Source organism: Hydrogenophaga sp. YM1, from assembly GCF_016903055.1.
GTDB lineage: Bacteria > Pseudomonadota > Gammaproteobacteria > Burkholderiales > Burkholderiaceae_C > Hydrogenophaga > Hydrogenophaga borbori.
The window spans coordinates 1352833-1370745 of record NZ_CP070223.1; the positions used below are offsets into that span (position 1 = coordinate 1352833).

The following is a 17913-nucleotide window of genomic DNA, read 5'->3' on the forward strand; positions in this document are numbered from 1 at the left end:
TCAGTGCGCTTCCGCCGTTTTCGCGGCGTTGATGGCGGCGCGGACGTCGCCGTTCGTGCCGTTGAAGAACAGGTTGAGCACCACCGCGGCCACCGCCGTCAGCAGGATGCCCGACTCGAGCAGGGGGTGCAGGCCATGGGCCATCTGCTGCGACCAGCGCGGCGCCACCAGGGGGATCAGGCCGAAGCCGATGGACAGCGCGACGATGTAGAGGTTGTTGCGGTTGCCCTGGTAGTCCACCGTCGACAGGATGCGGATGCCCGAGGCCGCCACCATGCCGAACATCACCAGGCCCGCGCCGCCCAGCACGAAGGTCGGGATGGACTCGACGAAGGCCGCCATCTTGGGCAGCAGGCCCAGCACCACCATGATGGCGCCACCCGCCACGCAGACCCAGCGGCTGCGGATGCCGGTTACGCCCACCAGGCCGACGTTCTGGCTGAAGCTGGTGTAGGGGAAGGTGTTGAAGAGGCCGCCGATCAGCGTGCCCAGGCCATCGGTGCGCAGGCCGGCCGCCAGGTCCTTCTGGTCGATCTTCTTGCCCGTCATGTCCGACAGGGCCAGGAACATGCCCGTCGATTCGATCATCACGACGATCATGACCAGGGCCATGGTCAGGATCATCACGACGTCGAAGGTCGGCATGCCGAAGGCGAGGGGCGTGACCACCGCGAACCAGTCGGCCTTGGCCACCTTGTCGAAGTTCATCGCGCCCATGGACGCCGCGATCGCGCAGCCCGCGACGATGCCCAGCAGCACCGAGATGTTGGCGATGAATCCCCGGGTGTACTTCACCAGCAGGAGGATCACCAGCAGCACGGCCGCGGCGACGGCCATGTGGCTCAGCGAGCCATAGTTCGGGTTGTTCACCATCGGGATCGGCCCCGGCAGAACGAGGGCGGGCGCGCTCGCGCCGCTGGCCACCGCCGCGGCCTGGACCGCCTTGGCGCCGTCGACCATGGCCACGAGCTTGGGCACGTCCACGCTTTGCGCCAGGGGCGCCGGGCCGCCCATGGCCCAGCCCACGCCCACGCGCATCAGGCTGATGCCGATGATGGCGATGATGGTGCCGGTCACGACGGGCGGGAAGAAGCGCAGCAGCTTGCTCACCATCGGCGCGATGAGCATCGAGATGACACCGGCGCCGATGATGGCGCCGAAGATCGCGCGGGCGCCGTCCACGCCCGGCATGGCGTTGGCGAAGGCCACCATGGGCCCGACCGCGGCGAAGGTCACGCCCATCATCACGGGCAGCTTGATGCCGAACCAGCGCGTCACGCCCAGGCTCTGGATCAGCGTGACCAGGCCGCAGACGAAGAGGTCGGCGGAAATCAGCATGGCGACCTGCTCGGGCGAGAGCTTGAGCGCCCGGCCCACGATCAGCGGGACCGCCACCGCGCCGGCGTACATCACCAGCACGTGCTGCAGGCCGAGCGCGGCCGTCTGGCCGACGGGGAGTTTTTCGTCCACGGGGTGGACAGCGGGGGTGGACATGGGGTCGTCTCCTCAAGCCTCAGCGGTGGCGAGCGTCCTGGCGGAACGGATCCAAGGGGGAAGGCGGCCAGGGCTGACCGGTTCTTCCCCCCACCACAGCGGGCTCTGTGAGGAGCAAGGGTCGCGATCCCCGTCAAGGGAACCCGCGGCGACCGAATGGCAAAAAGTGTATACAGTTCTGTGTGCCATTCACCTTCGGATAAACCCGTGTCAGGCCGATGGGACGGGGTCGCCGGCCGTCCGACCGATCTCGACCCCCGACAGCCGTTCGAGTGCGCGGACCAGGCCGGAATGGTCCCAGGCCGCGCCGCCCTGCGCCACGCAGGCGCTGAAGAGCTGCTGGGCGGTGGCCGTGCCCGGCAGCGCCAGCCCGAGCGAGCGGGCGGCGCCCAGCGCCAGGTTCAGGTCCTTCTGGTGCAGGGCGATGCGAAAACCGGGCTCGACGTTGCGCTGGACCATGCGATCGCCCAGGACCTCCAGGACGCGCGAGGTGGCCAGGCCGCCCAGCAGCGCCTCCCTCACCTTTGCCGGGTCCGCGCCGGCGCGCGCCGCGAACAGCAGGCCCTCGGCCACGGCCTGGATGGTGAGCGCCACGACGATCTGGTTGGCCACCTTGCAGGTTTGCCCATCGCCGCTGCCGCCCACGCGCGTGATGTTCTGGCCCATGGCCTGGAGCACCGGCTTCAGGCGCTCGAAGACCTCGGGCTTGCCGCCGCACATGATGGACAGGGTGGCGCGGCGGGCGCCCACCTCGCCGCCGGACACGGGCGCGTCCAGGTAGTCGCAGCCCAGCGCCTCGATGCGCCGGGCGAAGGCCTGGGTGTCCACGGGCGAGATGGAGGACATGTCGACCACCACCTTGCCCGGCGTCAGGCCTTCGGCGACGCCGTCCGGGCCGAACAGCACCGAGGCCACGTCCGGCGTGTCGGGCAGCATGGTGATGACGATGTCGGCCCGCTCGGCCACGCCGCGCGCGTGGGTGCATTGCGTGGCCCGGCTGTCCGCGATCTCGGCCGGCACCTTGCCGCGCGCGAACACATAGAGGGCGTGGCCGGCGCTCAGCAGGTGGCCGGCCATGGGGCGGCCCATGACGCCGAGGCCGATGAAGCCGATCTTCAAGGGGGGTGTGCTCATTCGTGGTCTTTCAGGTGGTGGGTGCGGATGCCGTCAGGCGGTCGAGCCAGCCCAGGCCCGCTTCGGTGCGGCCGGCGGGCTTGTATTCGCAGCCGATCCATCCGGCGTAGCCGAGGCGGTCGAGGAGGGCGAACAGGAAGGGGTAGTTGATTTCGCCGGTGCCCGGTTCGTGGCGGCCCGGGTTGTCGGCGAGCTGGATGTGGGCGATGCGCGGCAGCCGCTTCTCCAGCGTGGCCGCGAGCTCGCCTTCCATGCGCTGCATGTGGTAGATGTCGTACTGCAGAAAGGCGTTGTCGGCGCCCAGCTCGTCGAGCAGGTCCAGCGTCTGGTCGCTGCGGCTCAGGTAGAAGCCCGGTATGTCGTGGCTGTTGATCGGTTCGAGCAGCAGCTTGAGGCCCGCCCGGCGCAGCCGCTCGGCGGCGAAGCCCAGGTTCGTGAGCAGGTTGCCGCGCAACCTCGCCGGGTCCGCGCCCGCCGCGACCTGGCCCACCAGGCAGTTCAGCTGCCGCACGCCCAGGGCCTGGGCGTAGTCGATCGCCAGGTCCACGCCGGCGCGGAACTCGTCGCCGCGCCCGGGCAGGCAGGCGATGCCGCGTTCGCCGGCCGCCCAGTCGCCGGCGGGCAGGTTGTGCAGCACGAGCCGCAGCCCGTTGTCGTCCAGGCGGCGGCGGATCTCCTGCGGCGCGTGGTCGTAGGGAAAGAGGAACTCCACGGCCTCGAAGCCCGCGTCGCGCGCCAGCGCGAAGCGGTCGAGGAAGGGCACCTCGTCGAAGAGCATGGTCAGGTTGGCCGCGAACCGGGGCATGTCGGGTCTTTCCTTGGGGTGGTGGGGAGGGCGGCTCAGTCGGACCAGGTGGCGGCGATCGCCGTCGGCGAGTCGGCGCGGTCCTGCGCGAGCGCTTCGAACTCGCTCACGTTGTCGATCTCGGTGCCCATCGCGATGTTGGTCACGCGCTCGAGGATCACCTCGACCACGACGGGCACCTCGAACTCCGCCATCCAGGCCTCGGCCTGCGCGATGGCGGGCGCGATCTCGTCGGGCCGGTGCACGCGGATTGCCTTGCAGCCCAGGCCTTCCACCACCTTCACGTGGTCGACACCGTAGCCGCGGGCCACTTCGCCGGCGGGCATGTTGACGTTGTCGAAGGCCAGCTGCACGCAGTAGTCCATGCCGAAGCCGCGCTGCGCCTGGCGGATCAGGCCGAGGTAGCTGTTGTTGACGACGATGTGCAGGTAGGGCAGCTTGAACTGCGCGCCCACGGCCAGCTCTTCGATCATGAACTGGAAGTCGTAGTCGCCCGAGAGCGCGACGAGCTTGCGCTGGGGGTCGGCCGCGCGCACGCCGAGCGCGGCCGGCACGGTCCAGCCCAGCGGTCCGGCCTGGCCGCAGTTGATCCAGCGGCGCGGCCCGTAGACGTGCAGGAACTGCGCGGCGGCGATCTGCGACAGGCCGATGGTGGAGACGTAGGTCACGTCCTGGCCAAACGCCCGGTTCATGCACTGGTAGACGCGCTGCGGCTTCAGGGGCACGTCGTCAAAGTGGGTCTTGCGCAGGTACTGGGGATCGGCCTTGCGGCTGTGGCATTGCGCCGCCCAGGCGCCGCGCTCGCGCAGCCGTCCGCCGGCGCGCCGCTCCTCGGCCACCTGGATGAGCAGTTCCAGCGCGGCGCGGGCGTCGGAGACGATGCCGTAGTCGGGCGCGAACACGCGCCCGATCTGCGTGGGCTCGATGTCGATGTGGATGAACTGGCGGCCCTTGCAGTACACCTCCGGGCTGCCGGTGTGGCGGTTGGCCCAGCGGTTGCCGATGCCGATCACGAAGTCGCTGGCCAGCAGGTTGGCGTTGCCGTAGCGGTGGCTGGTCTGCAGGCCGCACATGCCGGCCATCAGCGGGTGGTCGTCGGGTATCGCGCCCCAGGCCATCAGCGTGGGGATCACCGGAATGCCCGAGAGTTCGGCGAAGCGCACCAGCAGGTCCGAGGCTTCGGCGTTGATGACGCCGCCGCCGGCCACGATCAGCGGCCGCTGTGCAGCGTCCAGCATGTCGAGCGCCTTCTCGATCTGGCGGCGCGTGGCGGTGGGCTTGTACACGGGCAGGGGCTCGTAGGTGTCGATGTCGAACTCGATCTCCGCCATCTGCACGTCCAGGGGCAGGTCGATCAGCACCGGGCCGGGGCGGCCCGAGCGCATCAGGTGGAAGGCCTGCTGGAAGGCGCGCGGCACCTGGGCCGGCTCCATCACGGTGGTGGCCCATTTGGTGAGCGGCTTGGCGATGGCGGCGATGTCCACCGCCTGGAAGTCTTCCTTGTGCAGCCGGGCGCGCGGCGCCTGCCCGGTGATGCAGAGGATGGGGATGGAGTCGGCCTGGGCCGAGTACAGGCCGGTGAGCATGTCGGTGCCGGCCGGCCCCGAGGTGCCGATGCACACGCCGATGTTGCCGGCCCTGGCGCGGGTGTAGCCCTCGGCCATGTGCGAGGCGCCCTCGACGTGGCGGGCCAGCACGTGGGCGATGGTCTGTCGCTCGTGCAGCTGCGCGTACAGCGGGTTGATGGCGGCCCCCGGCACGCCGAAGGCCTGGGTCACGCCTTCCTTCTCCAGCACCAGCACCGCGGCCATCGCGGCCTTCATCTTCGCCATATCCGGCTCCTTGGTTGGGACGGACGCGATGGTGGTGCGGCGCGGGCCGGCTGGGAATTCCAGCCAGGGGATATGTCTTATTCCGGGTGGGAATGCGGCCCTTGGCGTGTATACATTTCGGTATGGACAAAGTTGCAGGCATGCAGATCTTCGTGCGCGTCGTCGAGACCGGCAGCTTCAGCAAGGCGGCGGCGGCGCTGGGCACCACCCAGCCCACCGCCACCAAGGCCGTGGCCGAGGCCGAGGGGCGCCTGGGTGTTCGGCTGCTGCACCGAAGCACGCGCGGCGTCACGCCGACCGAGGCGGGCAGCCTCTACTACGAGCGCTGCAAGCTGATCACGCGCGACGTGGAAGAGGCAGAGAACATCGCCGCGCTGCTTCAGAAGGCGGCGACGGGCACGCTGCGCATCAGCGCCTCGGTGGCCTTCGGGCGGCGCGTGATGGCGCCGCTGGTGCTGCGCTACATGCGCGAGCAGCCGATGCTGCAGATCGACCTCAGCTTCGATGACCGCTACGTCAACCTCGTGGAGCAGGGGGTGGACCTGGCGGTCCGCATGGGCCGCCTCGCGGATTCCACGCTCGGAGCGAGCTACCTGGGCACCAATCCCTGGATGCTGGGCGCCGCCCCGGCCTACCTGTCGCGGCGCGGCCGGCCGCGCTCGCCGGGCGAGCTTGCCGCGCACGACTGCCTCATCTACAGCAGCGTGCAGGGCGATGCGCGCTGGCTGTTCCACGGCGCCTCGGGAGAGGACGAGTCCGTGCCCGTCAAGGGGCCGCTGCGTTCGAACAACCTGAGCGCGGTACTGGCCGCGTGCGAGGCGGGCTTCGGGCTTGCTGTCCTGCCGTGGTACGTGGCGCGCGATTCGGTGGCGGCGGGCCGTGTGGTGCCGCTGCTGGAGGGCCACGCCCTGCCGTCGCAGGAGATGCACGCCGTGTTTCCTTCGCCCAAGCTCGTGCCGCAGAAGGTCAAGTCCTTCATCGCCTGGCTTCAGGCGCAGCTCCAGGACGGCTGGTGGCAACGCGCGCCCTGAGGCCCGCTTGACCCGTCGCCCGTCCGCTCCACCGCCCCACCGCCCAGTTCAAGGGACCGAACCCATGGCCAAGAAGCCCGCCGCGAACCCCAGGCCCGCCGAGGCGAAACGCGCCCCGCGCACCGAGGCCAGCGCCACCGACCAGATCACGGAGTCCATCACCGGTGCCATCGTCGAACGCCGGCTGATGCCCGGCACGCGCCTGGTCGAGCAGCAGATCGCCGACGTGTTCTCGGTGTCGCGAACCATCGTGCGGCAGGCGCTCAACCAGCTCAGCCGCGACCGGCTGGTGACGCTGGAGCCGGCGCGCGGGGCCTTCGTGGCCATGCCCAGCATCGACGAGGCCCGCCAGGTGTTCCAGGTGCGCCGCCTGGTCGAAGGCGGCATGGTCCGCCAGCTGGCCGCCCAGATCAGCGACGCGCAGATCGCCGAGTTGCGCACGCACCTGAAAGAAGAGCGCCAGGCCGTGGTGCGATCGGACGTGCCGGGGCGCACACGCCTGCTGGCGGACTTTCACGTGGTGCTGGCGCGCCTGCTGGGCAACGAGGTGTTGGCGGAGATGATCACGGACCTGCTGTCGCGTTCTCAGCTGATCGCGCTGATGTACCAGTCCGGGCATTCGGCCGAGCACTCGCAGGCCGAGCACGTGGACATCGTCGAGGCCCTCGCCCGGCGCGACGGGCGCGCGGCCTCGCGCCTGATGGAGCAGCACATCACCAGCGTGGAGCGCAACCTGCAGCTCGACCCGCGCACGCCCGACCTGGCGGCCGTGCTGCGCCGGCGGGCCTGAGCGGCGGGCGGCAGAAGTTCTGCTTATCCGCGCATTAGAAATTTGCGCTTCAGTCGCGCGGCCTCGTTGCCCACAATGGGCCGGACTTCAACGAGACCGCCCCATGCAAAGACGACAACTGATCCACGCCATCGGCGCCGCCGCCCTCATGGGCGGGCGGCCCTCCTGGGCCCAGGAGGCCTATCCCGCGCGCGCCATCCAGGTGCTGGTGGGCTTTCCCGGCGGGGGTGCGATGGACGTCGCCACGCGCGTCGTCACCAACGCCCTGGCCGACGAGGGCCTCAAGCCACTGGCCATCATCAACAAGCCCGGCGCCTCCGCCACCATCGCCACCGGCCAGGTGGCGCGCGCGTCCGCCGACGGCTACACAGTGCTGCTGTCCACCTCGGCCAACCTCGGCATCGCGCCCTACCTGTACGCCCGGCTGCCCTACGACGCCGACAAGGAACTGGTGCCCGTGGCGCAGTTCGGCGTGGCGCAAAGCGTCATCTACGGCTCGCCCGCCCTGGGCACGCGCGACCTGAACGCGCTGCTGCGCCGCATCGCGGCCACGCCGGGCCGCCTGAACTACGCCTCGCCCGGCAGCGGCACCACCGCGCACCTGGCTTTCGAGAGCCTCAAGGCCCAGCGCAAGCTCTTCATCGTGCACGTGCCTTTCCGGGGCAGCCCGGCGGCCATTACCTCGGTGCTCAGCGGCGAGCTGGACATCGGCATCGACGCCATCGGTCCCACGCTGAACCACATCAAGGCCGGCAAGATCGTGCCGCTGGCGCAGACCGGCTCGAAGCGCTCGGCCTCCCTGCCCGATGTGCCGACGCTGGACGAGCTCGGCGTGCGCGGTATCCCCAGCGGCACCAACCTGGGCTTCATGATGCCCAGCGGCACGCCGGCGGCGGTGCTGTCCCAGTGGAGCGGCGCGATGAAGCGCGTGCTGGCCACGCCGGCCGTGGCCGAGCAGCTCGGCGCGGTGGGCGTGGACGTGGCCTACCGCGATGCGCGCGACTACGCCGCCACCATGGCCAGCGAGCAGAAGCTGTGGCAGGCCGCCGTCAAGTACTCGGGCGCGGCCGCCAGCTGAGAAGGTCCGCATGTCCGAACGCCTCTTCCGTTTCGCGGTCATCGCCGACAGCCACGTCAACCCCTCCGACGAAGACCTGATCTCGCCCTACGAGTCGCACCGGCTCACCAACGCCCGCCTCGCGCACACCGTCGAGGTGCTCAATGCCCTGGCGCCGGATTTCACGGTGCACGTGGGCGACATGATCCACCCCGTGCCCGAGGCCGTGTCCTACCCCGACGCGGTGGCGCGCTTCAAGGCGGCGGTGGGCCGGCTCAAGGCGCCCCTGCACCTGGTGCCGGGCAACCACGACGTGGGCGACAAGCGCGCGGACTACGTGCCCGCCGGCGAGATCTGCGAGCCCTACGTCGAGCTCTACCAGCGCCACTTCGGCGAGCACTTCTACGCCTTCGACCGGGGCGACTGCCACTTCGTGGTGATCAACACCTCGCTCATCAACTCGGGCCTGGACGCCGAGGCGCGGCAGGCCCGCTGGCTGGAGCAGGACCTGCAGGCCCACGCCGGCCGGCGCACGCTGCTCTTCGTGCACTACCCGCCCTTCATCGCCCGTGCCGACGAGCACGGCCACTACGACAACATCGACGAGCCCGGCCGCTCCTGGCTGCTGTCGCTGGTGGCGCGGCACCGGCTGGCGGCCGTGTTCACCGGCCACGTGCACAACTTCTTCTTCAACGAGCACGCGGGCACGCCGATCTTCTCGCTGCCGTCCACCGCCTTCGTGCGCGGCGACTACTCGGAGCTGTTCGCCGTGGGCCAGCCGAGCGAGCACGAGAACGGCCGCAACGACGTGTCCAAGCTCGGCGTGCTGGTGGTCGACGTGTATCCGGACCGGCTGGTGCCGCAGTTCATCCGTACTCAGGACCGGCCCGAGGGCGCCGCGCCCCAGGTGCAGCGCGACTGGCCCCAGCTGCCGCCCGCCGCCGCCGGGCGCGAACCCGGCCTGGGCCTGGACCTGCGCTACCACTGGGGCGAGCTGCACCAGATCCCCTACAGCAGCATGCTTGACGAGTTCCGCCGCAAGCAGGCGCGCAACGACTACCCCATCCTCGCGCTCTGGGAGATGGGCATTCGCGCGCTGCGCGTGCCGCTGGACGACCTGGCCGACCCGGCCTCGCGCGCGCGCATGCGGGCCCTGGCCGCGCTGGGCAGCCGCTTCACGGTCTTCCTGTTTGGCTGGCCCACGGACGAGCAGATCGAGCTGCTGCGCCAACACCAGGGCTTGCTGCGGGCGCTGGAGCTCATCGTGAAATGGCCGCTGGCGCCGGACCTCGGCGGGAGGCTCGGCGCGCTGCGCGCGCGGGTCGGTGTGCCGCTGCACCTCTCGCGCTTCTGGAGCGCCTCGGGCCAGTCGCGCGACGGCAAACAGATCAAGCTGCTGGTGGACCACGGCTTCGCGGGCCCGGCCGACCCGGCCGCGGAGGCGCTGCTTCAGGCCACGCGGGGCCAGGGCTTCGACGGCCTGGTGTTCCGCGTCGCGGCCGACACCGACGTCGACGAAGGCATCACCGGCGCCGCCGCCTTCGCGGCGCGCCACGGCCTGCGCGCGCAGGTGCACGTGCGGCTGGCGTCCGACAGCCCGGCCCAGGCGCGGACCGATGCACAGGCCAACGGCGTGCGCGCGCTCGGCGCGGCCTTCACCAGCCGCGGCTGCCCGCAGGCCGACGTGTTCCTCGACACGCTCAGCGACGTCGACCGCGGCTACTTCCCGCGCGCCGGCCTGGTGGACCGCCGCTTCAACCCCAAGCGCGAAGGCCAGGCGCTGCGCAACCTGCACGGCGCGCTGAGCGAGCTGCCCGCGATGGACACACCGCGCTGGGTGCGCGACCCGCAGTTCCTGGTCGGCGCCGCGCGGATGGACCGGTCGCAGCTGCTGCTGGTGCTGCCCCTGGGGGGCGCCGCGCTCATGCAGCTGCCCGACTGGCTGGACACGCAGGACCTTCGGGTGCGGCGCTGGCTGGACCTGGCGAGCGGCGAGGAGCGGCCCTGGCCCGCGTCGGACCCCGATACCGCGAAGGTGCTCGATGGCCCCTGCCTGATCGAGCTGGCGACCAGCCGCGTGGCAGAGCGCGCCCTGGCCTGAGGCGGCGCGCCCGCCGCGGGCGGACGCGGCCACCATAATCGGCCATGCCCACCCTTCGCCAGCTCAAGGCCCTGGCCCTCATCGGCCAGACCGGCAGCTTCACGCGCGCGGCCGAGAAGCTCTTCATCACGCAGTCGGCCGTGAGTTCGCTCATCCGCGAACTGGAGGAAGAGATCGGCATGCCCCTGGTGCAGCGCGGGCGGGTCATCAGCCTGACCGAGGCCGGCGAGCACCTGCAGCGCGCCGGCCAGCGCGCGGACCTGGAGATCGACCGCGCCCTGAAGGACCTGCGGCTGGGCGGGGCGGCGCAGCGCGTCGTGCTGCGCGTGGCGGCCGGTTCGCTCTCGTCGGCGGCGCTGCTGCCGCCGGCCATTGCCTGCCTGCAGGCCAGCGACCCGCAGCTGAAGATCGCGCTCTTCGACCGCCCCGTGGGCATGCTGGGCGACATGCTCCTGCAGGGCGAGGCCGACGTCGCCGTCGGCTCCATCGATTCGCCGCTGCGCCTGTCGGGCGAGCTGCGCTCCACGCTGCTGTTCGAGGACCGCATCGCCGTGGTGTGCGCGCGCGGCGGCGCACTGGACGAACAGGCCGAGCGGGCCGGCGGACTGGGCTGGAGCGACCTGCACCACACCGACCTGGTGCTGGTGGGCCGCACCGGCGGCCAATGGAACCTGCTGCTGCAGGACCAGATCGCCGCGCACGAAGGCCTGGCCATCGGCTACGAGGTGCAACTGCTCTCCACCGCGCTGGAGCTGGTGCGCGCCCGGCTCGGCGTGGCCGTGCTGCCGCTGTACGCCACGCGCCACCTGGCCGAGCGGGACTTCTGCGTGGCGCCGCTGCTCAAGACCAGCGCGGGCTGGAGCACCTACTTCGTGACCCGCCAGGGACCGCCGGACGCGGCCAAGGCGGCCTCCATCGAACGCCTGCGGGAGGCGCTGCGCGCGCAGGCGCCCGCCAGGCCACAGCGCGCGCCGCGCGGCAAGGACTGAAGCCATGGACAGACGAACCCTTCTCCAGGCGCTGGGCGCCGCCTCCCTGGCCCGCGCGCCCCTGGCGCAGGCAGCGGACGAGGTGCCGCCACCGGCCGTCGGCACCGCCCTGGCGCTGCCCGACGCCCCGCTGTTCGATGGCAGCGCCTTCAAGGCCTCGGCGGCGCAAGGGCAGGTGGTGCTCGTCTACTGGTGGGCCAGCTGGTGCCCCTTCTGTGGCGCCACCAACCCCTTCATCCAGAAGCTGTGGGACGCGCAGCGCCCGCGCGGCCTCTTGATGCTTGGCCTGGCGGTCGACAAGCGCATCGAGGACGCGCGCCAGTACATGGCGCGGCGGGGCTATACCTTCCCCACCGCGCACTACACGCCCGCCATCGAGCGCGTGATGCCCCGCCCGGGCAAGGCCATACCCGTCACCTGCGTGCGCGGTCGGGACGGGCGGGTCGTGATGTCGGAGGTCGGGCAGCTGTTCGAGGAAGACGTGCAGCAGATCTCCCGTTTCCTCTAGCGCGTCAGATGAAGCGCTGGCGCAGCCGCGCCGAGGCCAGGTCGATGAGGGACACCGTCACCACCAGGATCAGCAGCACCGCGCCGGTCTGCGCGTACTGGAAGCTGCGGATCACCTCGTACAGCACCACGCCGATGCCGCCGGCGCCGACCATGCCGACCACCGAGGCCGAGCGCACGTTCGATTCGAAGCGGTAGAGCGTGAAGCCCATCCACAGCGGCAGCACCTGGGGGATCACGCCGTGAACGACCTCCACCAGCTTGTGCGCGCCGGTGGCGCGGATGCCCTCCACCGGGCGCGGGTCGATGGCCTCCACCGCCTCCGAGAACAGCTTGGCCAGCGTGCCCGTGGTGTGCACCGCCAGCGCCAGCACGCCGGCGAAGGGACCCAGGCCCACGGCGACGATGAACAGCATGGCGAACACCATCTCGTTGATCGCGCGGCAGGCGTCCATGAGGCGGCGCATGGGCTGGTGCACCCAGGCCGGCGCGATGTTCGAGGCGCAGAGCAGGCCGGCCGGCACGGCGGCCAGCACCGCCAGCACCGTGCCCCAGACGGCGATGTGCAGGGTGACCAGCATCTCGCGGGCATAGATGCGCCAATCGTGGAAGTCCGGCGGGAAGAAGTCGCGCGCGTAGGTGGCGATGTTGCCGGCGTTGTCGACCAGGGCGAAGGGCTGGATCTCGGCGCCCCGCCACGACCAGCCGAGCAGCACCGCCACCGCCGCCCAGGCGGCCCAGGTGCCCGGGCCGGGCCGCTCGGCGGCGGCGCGCTGGCGCAACTGCGCGAGCGAGGCGGCGCTGGCGTTGATGGGGTGCGCGGCGCTCACGGTTGCAGCTGCGCGAGCTTGGCGTCGATCTCGGCCAGGGCCTTGGCCTTGGCGCCGGCGTCCAGCGCGGCGTCGTTCTCGACCTTGTTGCGGTCCTTGTACAGCTCCAGCTGGCGGGTGGGGATCAGCTGCGCGTTGGTCGAGGCGCGGAAGCCGCCGTAGTTGTAGATGTTCTTGAGGATCGCCTTCTCCTGCTCGTCGGACTTGGCGTAGTTGACGACGAAGTTCGCCAGCTTGGTCTTGACGGCCGGGTCGAGGTCCTTGCGCCAGACGAAGGGGTCGCTGGCGATCAGCGGGCTTTCCCAGATCACGCGCAGCTGCGCCAGCAGCTCGGGCTTGTTGGCGCGCAGCTTCTCGATCTCTTCGGTGTTGTTGGTGGCCACGTCCACCTGTTTGGCCAGCACGGCCTGGATGTTGGCGCCGTGGCTGGCGTTGCGGATGGTCTTGAAGCGGGTGCGGTAGTCCACCTTGTTCTGGGCGAACACATAGAAGGTGGGCACCAGGAAGCCGGAGGTGGAGTTCGGGTCGCCGATGCCGAAGTTGATGGACTTCGAGTGCTTGAAGACGTCGTCGAGCGACCGGTACGGGCTGTCCTTGTGCGTGATGAGCAGCGCCTTGTAGCCGAAGCTGCCGTCGGCGAACATGACCTGCGCGAACACCTCGCCGTTGGCGCGGTCCACCGCCTCCATGGCCGACTTGTTGCCGAACCAGGCCACCTGCACCTTGTTGAAGCGCATGGCCTCGATGACGCCGGCGTAGTCGGGCGCGTAGAAGGATTTGACCGTCAGGCCCGTCTTCTTCTCCATGTCGCGGAAGAAAGGCTCCCAGCGCTCGCGCTGGGTCGAGGCGGTGTCGGTGGCGATGATGCCGAAGTTGATCTCCTGCGCGTGCAGCGTGGCGCTGCTGGCGATCAGGGTGGCGGCGAAGGCGAAGAGGGCTTTGTGTTTGAACATGGTGGTGGCTTTGGCGAAGGGAAACGGAAGGGCCGCGCGGGGACCGGTTCAGGCGGCCAGCGCGAGCGGCGGCGCTTCGGCGGCCGCGGCCGAGAAGCCGGGGCCGTCGTGCAGCAGCTCGTCGGCCGCGGTGCCGTACAGCTGCTGCAGGAAGCTGGGGGTGAGGGCGGCGCTGGGGCCGTCGTAGACCAGTTCGCCGTCGCGCAGCGCCAGCACGCGGTGGCAGTAACGGCGCGCCAGGCTGACCTGATGCAGGCTGACGATCAGCGTGAGCCCGGCGTCGCGGTTGAGGGTGGCGAGCTGCTCCATCACGCGCAGGGTGGATTGCGGGTCCAGCGAGGCCACCGGTTCGTCGGCCAGCACCAGTTCGGCGCCCTGCACCAGCACGCGGGCGATGGCGGCGCGCTGCTGCTGGCCGCCGGACAGCGTGGACGCGCGCTGGAAGGCCTGGGGCGCCAGGCCGATGGTGTCCAGCGCGTCGAGCGCGCGGGCCCGCTGCGCCAGCGTGTAGCGGCCGAGCAGGCCGCGCCACAGCGGCGCGTCGGCGGCCAGGCCGGTGAGCACGTTGTTCATCACGCCCAGGCGGCCCACCAGGTTGAACTGCTGGAAGATGACGCCGATGCGCCGGCGCAGGGCGCGGATCCGCGGGCTGTTGCGGCCGCCCTCCTGCAGCGCCTGGCCGAAGACCTCGATGCGGCCGGTGCCGGGGTCGGTGGTCTCCAGCCCGCTCAGGCAGCGGATCAGCGTGGACTTGCCGGAGCCCGAGGCGCCGAGCAGGGCCACGCGCTCACCGCGGCGGACGTCGAAGGACACGCCGCGCAGGGCCGCGCGGGTGCCGTAGGTGCGGCGCAGGTCTTGCGCCCGAAGGACGGGATGGGTCATGGCGCGAGTCTTTCCAGCCCGCGTGACCGTTCCGTGACGCGGATGGCCTCAGGGGGCCATCCACGCCATTCAAATTTCTCCAGCCAGGTATTGAAGAAAGCTATGCATCACGCGCGACGGCCGCCCCGCGCGCGACAGGGACCGGGCCCTGCACCGGCGCGCGCTCAGCGCGGCAGCACCGGCCCATAGCGCTGAAGGAAGGCCTCGACCGCCGCGTGGAAGCGCTCCAGGTCCGCGTCGGTGAGCGGCAGCGACAGCACGGTGAAGCCGCGCCGCGCCAGGTAGAAGCCCTGTTCGAGCATGTGGAAGAAGAACAGGTCCTTGACGAAACGCTCGCCGGCGGGGACGTCGTCCACGCAGCGGATCGCGGCGCCTGTGCCGTGCAGGTTCATGAGCGAGCCCAGGCCGGTGAACTGCAGCGCCAGGCCGTGCGCCCGGCAGCTGGCGTTGAGGCGCTCGCGCAGCGCGTCGCCGCGCGCGTTGAGGGCCAGGGCCGCCTCGGGCGTGTAGACGCGGCTCAGGCCCGCGATGCCGGCCGACATGCTCAGCACGTTGTTGTTGAAGGTGCCCGCGTGGCCCAGGTGGCCCGGCGCGCGCGGGTCGAACATCGCCATCACGTCCGCGCGGCCGCCGAAGGCGCCGAAGGACATGCCGCCGCCGATGTACTTGCCCAGGGTGGTCAGGTCGGGCCGGATGCCCAGCTGGGCCTGCCGGCCGCCGGGCGCCAGGCGCGAGGTCATGACCTCGTCGAAGACGAGCAGGGCGCCGGCCTCGCTGGCCAGTCGGCGCAGTTCGTGCAGGAAGCCGGGCTCGCCGACGATGCAGCCGCCCGCGCCCTGCAGGGGCTCGACCACGATGGCGGCGAGATCGGCCGCGTGCTCCTTCACCAGGGCCGCGGCCCCGGCGCTGTCGTTGTAGGTGCCGATCACGAAGGGGAAGGGCACGTTCACCGGCGAAGGCCCGGCCGCGAAGGTGAGCACGCCGCCGTGGTACGCGCCCTTGAACACCATCACCTGGCGCCGGCCGGTGAAGTGCCGGGCGGCGGTGATGGCCAGCAGGTTGGCCTCGGTGCCCGAGTTGGTGAAGCGCAGGCGCTCCAGCGAGGGGAAGCGCTGCGTCACCAGGCGCGCGAGTTCGGCTTCGAGCAGGTTGTGGCCGGTGAGGTTGATGCCGCCGTCCAGCGCGGCATCGATGGCGGCGCGGATCACGGGGTGGCTGTGGCCGTACAGGCCGGCGGTGAACTCGCCGAGGAAATCGGTGTATTCGTGGCCGTCCGCGTCCCACAGGCGCGCACCCTCGCCGCGCGCGATGGCCAGGGGGAAGGGGTCGTAGAACAGCACCGAGCGGGTGTTGCCGCCGGGCATGACCTCGGTGGCGGCCTGGTAGCGGGCCAGGCTTTCGGGGTGGCGCGCCGCGTAGGCCTCGCGCAGCCGGTCCAGTTCGGTGTCCAGGTTCATGGGGTGTGCTCCAGTCGGTTGGCGTAGGCCACGAAGAAGTCGAGGCTGGCCGGGTTCTGCATCGCGTCGGGGCTGGCCACCTTGTCGGGCGCGGCGCCCAGCAGCAGCTTGCGCACCGGCACCTCCATCTTCTTGCCGCTCAGCGTGCGCGGGATGTCGTCGACCTGCACCACCTCGTTGGGTACGTGACGCGACGAGGCCTTGCGGCGGATCTGTTCCGTGATGCGCTGGCGCAGGGCGTCGTCAAGCGTGAGGCCGGGCTGCAGCACCACGAACAGCGGCATGAAGGACGGGCGGCCCAGGTACTCCAGGTCCACCACCAGGCTGTCGCGCACCTCGGGCAGTTCCTCCACCACGCGGTAGATCTCGGCCGTGCCCATGCGGATGCCGAAGCGGTTGATGGTGCTGTCCGATCGGCCGTAGATGACCGAGGTGTGGCGCGGCGTGAAGCGGATCCAGTCGCCGTGCCGCCATACCCCGGGAAAGGTCTCGAAGTAGCTCTCGCGGTAGCGGCGGTCGTCCGCGTCGTTCCAGAAGCGCACCGGCATCGAGGGCATGGGCTGGGTGATCACCAGTTCGCCCACCTCGTCCACCACGGGCTGGCCCGCGTCGTTGAAGGCTTGGGCCGCCACGCCCAGTTCGGCGCATTGGATCTCGCCCGCGTGCACCGGCAGCGAGGGCGCGCAGGCCACGAAGCCCGAGGCGATGTCGGTGCCGCCGCTGATCGAGGCCAGCCACAGGTCGGGCTTGATCGCCTCGTAGGCCCAGTGGTACGCGTCCACCGGCAGCGGCGAGCCGGTGACGTTGATGGCGCGCAGGTGCTTGAGCGGGCCGATGTCGCGCGGGCGCAGGCCGTCCTTCTTGGCGGCGATGAGGTAGGCCGCGCCGCAGCCGAGCAGGGACACCTGGCGCTCGTCGATGAAGCGCCACAGCGCGCCCGGGTCCGGCCAGTTGGGGTTGCCGTCGTAGAGCACGATGCTCGCGCCGGTGAACAGGGCACCGACCTGGAAGTTCCAGACGATCCAGCCGGTGCTGCCCAGGAACAGCAGGCGGTCGCCGGGCCGCAGGTCGTGCTGCAGCGCGCAGGTCTTCAGGTGGGTGAGCACGATGCCACCATGGCTGTGCACCATGGCCTTGGGCAGGCCGGTGGTGCCCGAGGAGTAGACGATCCACAGCGGGTGGTCGAAGGGCAGGCGTTCGTAGCGCGGCGGCGCCGGCGTGGCGATGCAGTCGGCCCAGGCCAGGCGGTCGCGCCAGGCCGGCGCGCCGCGCTGCGCCTGCAGCGGGCCGGGCACCTGCACCACGTGGCGCACGCTGGGCAGGGCGGCGAGCAGTTCGTCCACCTGCGGCACGCGGTCGTGCCGTTTGCCGTTGTAGCTGTAGCTGTCGGTGGCGAAGAGCAGCGTCGGTTCGATCTGGCGCAGGCGGTCCAGCACCACGGTGGGACCCATGTCCGGGGCGCAGCTGGACCAGATGGCGCCGATGCTTGCGCAGGCCAGGAAGGCCACCACGGTCTCGGTGCGGTTGGGCATGTAGCTGGCCACGCGGTCGCCGGGGCCGACGCCCAGTGCGCGCAGGCGCGCGGCCAGCGCCGCGGTGTCGCGCTCCAGTTCGGCCCAGGACACCTCGCGCCAGGGCGCGTCCTCGCTGCGCGCGAGCAGGGCGGGGCGTTCGGTGCTGGCCTGGCGGAAGATGTTCTCGGCGTAGTTCAGGCGGGTGTTCGGGAACCAGGTCGCGCCCGGCATCTCGCGCTGGCCGAGCACCGGCGTGAGCGGGCCTTCGCCCACCACGTCGAAGTAGCGCCAGATGGAGGCCCAGAAGTCCTCGATGTGATTCACCGACCAGCGCCAGAGCCCGTGGTAATCGGTGGTGCGCACGCCCTGATGCTCGGCCAGCCAGGCCTGGTAGTGCGCCAGCCGGCTGGCGGCGACCTGTTCGGCCGAAGGGGTCCACAGGAGTTGGCCGTAGCCGTCGGGGTGGGGGTCTGCTTGCATGAGGCCATTCTGGGCAGCCGCGGGTATCCTCACAGTTCACCCGATGACAGTTCAGCC

The 17913-nt window shown here is 70.8% G+C and carries 15 protein-coding genes; 6 read left to right on the top strand and 9 right to left on the bottom strand.

The window, feature by feature from the left end; all coding sequences use genetic code 11:
• The 4 genes from JNX00_RS06590 to gcl form a co-directional block, all read right to left on the bottom strand.
• A complete protein-coding gene (locus JNX00_RS06590) occupies nt 1-1494 on the bottom strand; it encodes a nucleobase:cation symporter-2 family protein (protein ID WP_204744448.1) in 1494 nt (497 codons plus the stop codon).
• Nucleotides 1495-1704: 210 nt separating this feature from the next.
• A complete protein-coding gene (locus tag JNX00_RS06595; RefSeq protein ID WP_204744449.1) occupies nt 1705-2628 on the bottom strand; it encodes a 2-hydroxy-3-oxopropionate reductase in 924 nt (307 codons plus the stop codon).
• Between the two features lie 10 nt (nt 2629-2638).
• Nucleotides 2639-3433, bottom strand: a complete 795-nt coding sequence (hyi, locus tag JNX00_RS06600) for a hydroxypyruvate isomerase (RefSeq protein WP_070398834.1) — start codon at nt 3431-3433, stop codon at nt 2639-2641.
• Nucleotides 3434-3468: 35 nt separating this feature from the next.
• Nucleotides 3469-5265 (bottom strand): glyoxylate carboligase, encoded by a 1797-nt coding sequence (gcl, locus tag JNX00_RS06605; protein ID WP_070398833.1) that lies wholly within the window; start codon nt 5263-5265, stop codon nt 3469-3471.
• Nucleotides 5266-5387: 122 nt separating this feature from the next.
• Between gcl and JNX00_RS06610 the strand changes: the two genes are divergently transcribed.
• The 6 genes from JNX00_RS06610 (at nt 5388) to JNX00_RS06635 (ending at nt 11741) form a co-directional block, all read left to right on the top strand.
• Nucleotides 5388-6296 (top strand): LysR family transcriptional regulator, encoded by a 909-nt coding sequence (locus tag JNX00_RS06610; RefSeq protein WP_070398832.1) that lies wholly within the window; start codon nt 5388-5390, stop codon nt 6294-6296.
• 64 nt (nt 6297-6360) lie between these two features.
• Complete coding sequence (locus JNX00_RS06615) at nt 6361-7086, top strand: GntR family transcriptional regulator (RefSeq protein WP_204744450.1); 726 nt, start codon at nt 6361-6363, stop codon at nt 7084-7086.
• A gap of 103 nt (nt 7087-7189) precedes the next feature.
• Nucleotides 7190-8164 carry a tripartite tricarboxylate transporter substrate binding protein gene (locus JNX00_RS06620; protein WP_204744451.1) on the top strand — a complete coding sequence of 325 codons (975 nt, stop codon included), beginning with the start codon at nt 7190-7192 and terminating at the stop codon, nt 8162-8164.
• 10 nt (nt 8165-8174) lie between these two features.
• Nucleotides 8175-10244, top strand: a complete 2070-nt coding sequence (locus JNX00_RS06625; protein WP_204744452.1) for a metallophosphoesterase — start codon at nt 8175-8177, stop codon at nt 10242-10244.
• A 44-nt stretch (nt 10245-10288) separates the two neighbouring features.
• Nucleotides 10289-11233: a LysR family transcriptional regulator gene (locus tag JNX00_RS06630; protein ID WP_204744453.1), complete on the top strand. Its 945-nt coding sequence runs from the start codon at nt 10289-10291 to the stop codon at nt 11231-11233.
• A gap of 4 nt (nt 11234-11237) precedes the next feature.
• Nucleotides 11238-11741, top strand: coding sequence for a TlpA disulfide reductase family protein (locus JNX00_RS06635; RefSeq protein WP_204744454.1), 504 nt, complete (start codon nt 11238-11240; stop codon nt 11739-11741).
• Between the two features lie 4 nt (nt 11742-11745).
• Here the strand turns inward: JNX00_RS06635 and phnE are convergent, their stop codons facing one another.
• The 5 genes from phnE to JNX00_RS06660 all read right to left on the bottom strand — a co-directional run bounded on the left by phnE (nt 11746) and on the right by JNX00_RS06660 (nt 17856).
• On the bottom strand, nt 11746-12522 hold the full coding sequence (gene phnE / locus JNX00_RS06640) for a phosphonate ABC transporter, permease protein PhnE (RefSeq protein ID WP_070399203.1): 777 nt from the start codon (nt 12520-12522) through the stop codon (nt 11746-11748).
• A 44-nt stretch (nt 12523-12566) separates the two neighbouring features.
• A complete protein-coding gene (phnD, locus tag JNX00_RS06645; RefSeq protein WP_204744455.1) occupies nt 12567-13523 on the bottom strand; it encodes a phosphonate ABC transporter substrate-binding protein in 957 nt (318 codons plus the stop codon).
• Nucleotides 13524-13571: 48 nt separating this feature from the next.
• Nucleotides 13572-14405 carry a phosphonate ABC transporter ATP-binding protein gene (gene phnC, locus JNX00_RS06650; RefSeq protein ID WP_070398825.1) on the bottom strand — a complete coding sequence of 278 codons (834 nt, stop codon included), beginning with the start codon at nt 14403-14405 and terminating at the stop codon, nt 13572-13574.
• 164 nt (nt 14406-14569) lie between these two features.
• A complete protein-coding gene (locus JNX00_RS06655; RefSeq protein ID WP_070398824.1) occupies nt 14570-15862 on the bottom strand; it encodes an aspartate aminotransferase family protein in 1293 nt (430 codons plus the stop codon).
• Nucleotides 15859-17856 carry an acetoacetate--CoA ligase gene (locus JNX00_RS06660; protein WP_204744456.1) on the bottom strand — a complete coding sequence of 666 codons (1998 nt, stop codon included), beginning with the start codon at nt 17854-17856 and terminating at the stop codon, nt 15859-15861. The genes JNX00_RS06655 and JNX00_RS06660 overlap by 4 nt, the downstream gene beginning before the upstream one ends.
• Nucleotides 17857-17913: the final 57 nt, after the last annotated feature.